Annotated in this window: 4 protein-coding genes; all 4 read left to right on the top strand. The window is 44.7% G+C overall.

What is annotated here, in order from left to right:
* The first annotated feature begins 237 nt into the window (after positions 1–237).
* Positions 238–969 carry a GntR family transcriptional regulator gene (locus tag CHI10_RS18120; RefSeq protein WP_095245600.1) on the top strand — a complete coding sequence of 244 codons (732 nt, stop codon included), beginning with the start codon at positions 238–240 and terminating at the stop codon, positions 967–969.
* Positions 962–2,503, top strand: a complete 1,542-nt coding sequence (gntK, locus tag CHI10_RS18115; protein ID WP_095245599.1) for a gluconokinase — start codon at positions 962–964, stop codon at positions 2,501–2,503. The genes CHI10_RS18120 and gntK overlap by 8 nt, the downstream gene beginning before the upstream one ends.
* Before the next feature lie 12 nt (positions 2,504–2,515).
* Positions 2,516–3,862, top strand: a complete 1,347-nt coding sequence (locus CHI10_RS18110; protein ID WP_095245598.1) for a GntP family permease — start codon at positions 2,516–2,518, stop codon at positions 3,860–3,862.
* A gap of 76 nt (positions 3,863–3,938) precedes the next feature.
* Positions 3,939–5,345: a decarboxylating NADP(+)-dependent phosphogluconate dehydrogenase gene (gnd, locus tag CHI10_RS18105; RefSeq protein WP_095245597.1), complete on the top strand. Its 1,407-nt coding sequence runs from the start codon at positions 3,939–3,941 to the stop codon at positions 5,343–5,345.
* Positions 5,346–5,348 lie beyond the last annotated feature (3 nt).

Raw genomic sequence — 5,348 nt, 5'->3', positions numbered from 1 at the left:
TCATGATACCGGATTTCTCCTTTTTGTGTCCGAAGTTGGACCGGGTTCCTACTCCCTCTGGCCGAAGCTGATCCAGCCTCTGAAACGCACCACCCCAACCCAAACAAACCCAAATTTAAACAATAAATCCAAATAAAAATAAAATGTAAAGCGTTTGCATTTTATTTCATTTGGATTATAATACTTGTATACAAGTATACACGTATACTTAAAATGTCATTTCATAAAGGTGATGTCATGAAAGATTCTACTGAATTTCTATATCCGCAAAAATGGCTTTCTAAGGCTTCCTCTGGCGACCGTGTCGCATATGAGCTTAGAATGCGCATTATTGCCGGGTTGATTGAAAGCGGTACCACGCTTTCTGAAAATAAGTTGGCCGCTGATTTTGCAGTGAGCCGTTCACCGATTCGTGAAGCCTTACGGACACTGGCATCTGAAAATATCATCCGCTTGGAAAGAACGGGTGCTGTGGTTGCCGGGTTAACTGAAAAAGAAATCGAAGAAATATACGATGTTCGTCTGATGATTGAGACATTCGTGTTTGAACGTCTTATCAGCATGGACACAAATGAGTTGGCGATGGAGCTCAGCAAGGTGCTGGAAATGATGAAGGTGGCTGTCAAGTATCGGGATGCGGATGAGTTTGCGTATCAGGATATTCTGTTCCACGAAATTATTATCGGGTCTATTGGCCATTCTTATATCCAGCTGATCTGGAATAATTTAAAGCCTGTGATGGAAGGCTTCATTCTTTTATCCATGCGCGTGCGCTTTAAGGAAAATTATGAAGATCTTGATCGGATTGTGAAAAATCATGAACTATATATTGATGCCATTAAAACAAAAGACAGAGACCTCATGATTCAGTCGCTGCACGAAAATTTTGATGATGTTCAAGGGAAAGTGGACGATTTATGGAGGTCACAGCAAATGCTGTCCAAAGGGGTTAAACAACAAGATGACTAGCTATATGTTAGGGATTGATATTGGAACCACCAGTACAAAAGCCGTGTTATTCAGTGAAAAAGGGGATGTGATTCAGCAGGAGAACATCGGGTATCCGCTGTACACTCCTGATATCTCTACAGCAGAACAGGATCCTGATGAGATTTTCTCTGCTGTCGTTCAAGCGATAGCGAATATTACGAAAATCCATCATGATAAAAAGCTGAGCTTTGTGTCCTTCAGCAGTGCGATGCATAGTGTGATCGCGATGGATGAGAATGATCTGCCGCTTACGCCCGTTATTACCTGGGCCGATAACCGCAGTGAAGCATGGGCACGTAAAATTAAAGAAGACTGGAATGGACATGAGGTCTATAAACGGACCGGAACACCGATCCATCCGATGTCCCCATTAAGCAAGATTACCTGGCTTGTGAAGGAGCGTCCGGAGATCGCCAGCAGGACCAAAAAATATATCGGCATTAAAGAATATATTTTCAAAAAGCTTTTTAATGAATATGCTGTCGATTATTCACTTGCTTCCTGCATGGGCATGATGAATCTCAAGACATTGGACTGGGATGAAGAGGCATTAGCCATAGCGGGCATCACCCGCTCACAGCTATCCGAACTCGTTCCTACGACAAAGATGTTCCAAAACTGCCATCCTGTTTTAGCCAAACAAATGGGCATCGATCCAGAAACACCTTTTGTGATCGGCGCAAGTGATGGTGTGCTTTCGAACCTGGGTGTGAATGCGATCAGAAAAGGTGAGATCGCCATCACCATTGGGACAAGCGGTGCGATACGTACCATTATTGACAAGCCCCAGACCGATGAAAAAGGGAGAATCTTCTGTTATGCCTTAACAGAAAATCATTGGGTGATTGGCGGGCCGGTGAACAATGGAGGAATGGTCCTCCGCTGGATCCGGGATGAATTTGCCTCATCTGAAATCGAAACAGCCAAGAGATTAGGCATTGATCCTTACGAGGTTTTAACAAAAATCGCCGAACGCGTCAGACCGGGCGCTGATGGCCTGCTGTTCCATCCATACCTCGCAGGTGAACGCGCTCCTTTATGGAACCCGGATGTGCGCGGATCTTTCTTCGGATTAACGATGTCCCATAAGAAGGAGCATATGATCCGGGCAGCGCTTGAAGGCGTCATTTATAATCTGTACACCGTGTACCTGGCATTAGTGGAATGCATGGACGGCCCGGTAACCCGGATTCAGGCAACAGGTGGCTTTGCCAGATCTGAGGTTTGGCGTCAAATGATGTCCGACATTTTTGAATCGGAAGTCGTCATACCGGAAAGCTATGAAAGCTCCTGTCTCGGTGCCTGTATTTTAGGATTGTATGCCACAGGAAAAATCGACTCGTTTGATGCTGTTTCAGACATGGTGGGCGATACCTACAAGCATACACCGAAGGAAGAGGCTGCAAAAGAATACAGACAGCTGCTGCCGATCTTCATCCAATTATCAAGAGCGCTTGAGGATGAATATACTTCGATCGCAAACTATCAAAGAAAATTAATACAACATGACTAGGGGGAAATGACAATGCCGCTGTTAATAGTAGCAATTGGAATCGTTGCCTTATTAATTCTGATAATGGGCTTAAAATTAAATACCTTTATTTCATTGATTATCGTTTCATTTGGTGTTGCGCTGGCACTCGGAATGCCGCTCGACCAGATTGTCAAAACCATTGAAGCCGGATTAGGCGGAACACTTGGCCACCTGGCGCTCATCTTCGGACTTGGCGCCATGCTGGGCAAGCTGATTGCCGACTCTGGCGGCGCCCAGCGAATTGCCATGACTCTTGTCAATAAATTCGGTGAAAAGAATATCCAATGGGCTGTAGTGGCTGCATCCTTTATTATTGGTGTTGCCTTATTCTTTGAAGTGGGACTTGTATTATTAATTCCGATCGTATTTGCTATTTCAAGAGAATTAAAGATTTCTATTTTGTATCTTGGTATTCCGATGACAGCGGCTTTATCTGTCACACACGGATTCCTGCCGCCTCACCCGGGTCCAACCGTTATTGCCGGTGAATACGGTGCAAACATTGGGGAAGTATTGCTTTATGGTTTCATCATTGCGATTCCAACCGTTATTTTAGCTGGACCGGTCTTTACGAAAATCGCTAAAAAGCTCGTTCCGAATTCATTCACAAAAAGCGGAAACATCGCTTCTCTGGGAGAGCAGAAAACCTTTAAGCTTGAAGACACACCAGCTTTTGGAATCAGTGTATTTACGGCTTTGCTTCCTGTTATTTTAATGTCAATCGCAACGATTATTACTTTGCTTCAAAAAACAATGGGATTTGCAGATAATAGCTTACTTGCTGCCATCCGCTTTATTGGAGATGCCGGCACTTCGATGCTGATCTCCTTATTGGTTGCCATCTATACCATGGGATTGGCAAGAAAAATCCCAATCAAAAATGTGATGGATTCCTGCACAACTGCAATCAGCCATATCGGGATGATGCTTTTGATTATCGGCGGAGGCGGCGCCTTCAAACAGGTATTGATTGATGGCGGTGTCGGTGACTATGTGGCCGAGCTTTTCAAAGGGACAAGCCTGTCTCCGATTTTACTGGCATGGATTATCGCGGCTATCCTGAGGATTTCATTAGGATCTGCCACAGTGGCTGCATTAACGACAGCAGGCTTAGTCATTCCGCTGCTGGGCCAAACAGATGTAAATCTTGCCTTAGTGGTGCTTGCAACAGGTGCGGGAAGCTTAATCGCTTCTCACGTCAATGATGCCGGCTTCTGGATGTTCAAAGAATACTTTGGTTTGAGCATGAAGGAAACGTTTGCAACATGGACTTTGCTTGAAACAATAATATCTGTTGCTGGATTAGGATTTATTTTATTGTTAAGCTTATTTGTATAAACACTTTAAGGCAATGAAACCCTACTTCATAAGAGGGGTTCATTGCCTATTATTCTGAAATGAAGGAGCAGGAACTATGAAAAATACAATTGGGGTTATTGGTCTCGGAGTAATGGGGAGCAATATCGCTTTAAATATGGCCAATAATGGCGAGAAGGTAGCTGTATATAATTACACCAGGGATTTAACCGATCAGCTGGTACAAAAGCTTGAAGGGCAAGCCATAAGCCCTTATTACGAAGTAGAGGATTTTGTTCAGTCTCTGGAAACACCGAGAAAGGTCTTTTTAATGGTGACGGCCGGGAAAGCCATTGACTCTGTTATTGCAAGCTTAGTTCCTTTCCTTGAAGAGGGCGACGTTATCATGGACGGCGGCAACTCCCATTTCAAAGATACGGAAAAAAGATATGATGATTTGAAAGCAAAAGGAATCGGCTACTTGGGTATCGGCATTTCAGGCGGTGAAGTGGGTGCTTTAACAGGGCCTTCCATCATGCCTGGCGGAGATCGGGATGTCTATGAAAAAGCGGCTCCGATTCTTACGAAAATCGCTGCAAAGGTTGACGGGATGCCTTGCTGTGTCTACATCGGACCTAAAGGGGCAGGCCACTTTGTCAAAATGGTACATAACGGAATCGAGTATGCAGATATGCAGCTGATTGCGGAGGCCTATATACTTTTAAGAGAAAAGCTGGGATTATCTGTTGAGGAAATTGCGGATATCTTTGAAACATGGAATCAAGGCGAGCTGAAGAGCTATTTAATCGAGATCACAGCAGCTATTTTAAGGAAAAAAGATGAGCGCACAGGGCTGCCGCAAATCGACGTCATCCTTGATAAAGCCGGGCAAAAAGGAACCGGAAAATGGACCAGCCTGCAGGCGATCGATAATGGGATTCCAACCTCGATCATTACAGAATCTTTATTCGCACGCTATATTTCTGCTTTGAAGGATGAGCGTGTGGCGGCTGAAACCCTTTTAACAGGTCCTGAGAAGGATGAGATAACCGTTGAAAAAGACGTCTGGATTGAATACATCAGACAGGCTTTATATATGGGGAAAGTGTGTGCCTATGCACAAGGATTTACCCAATATAAAATGTCGTCCGAGCAGAATGACTGGAATCTGCCACTGAAGGATATCGCCCTGATTTTCCGCGACGGCTGCATCATTCGTGCGGAATTCTTAAATGTCATCAGCGAGGCTTACCAGGAGCAGCCGAACCTGGCAAACCTTCTTGTCTCCCCTTACTTCGCCGAAAGAATCAGGGACTACCAGACAGGCTTGCGCAAAATTGTCTGTGAAGGCATTCAATCGGGCATCGCATTGCCATGCTTGAGCTCTTCTCTTTCCTATTACGACAGCTACCGGAATGGAAGATCAAATGCCAGCCTGCTGCAGGCCCAGCGTGATTACTTCGGTGCCCATACGTATGAGCGGACGGATTTGGAAGGAACTTTCCACACTAATTGGAATGAATAGAAA

The organism is Bacillus sp. 7894-2 (assembly GCF_002272225.1).
Taxonomy (GTDB): domain Bacteria; phylum Bacillota; class Bacilli; order Bacillales; family Cytobacillaceae; genus Cytobacillus.
Note: the sequence above shows the minus strand (reverse complement) of the source record. Positions and strands in the feature narration are given on the sequence as shown.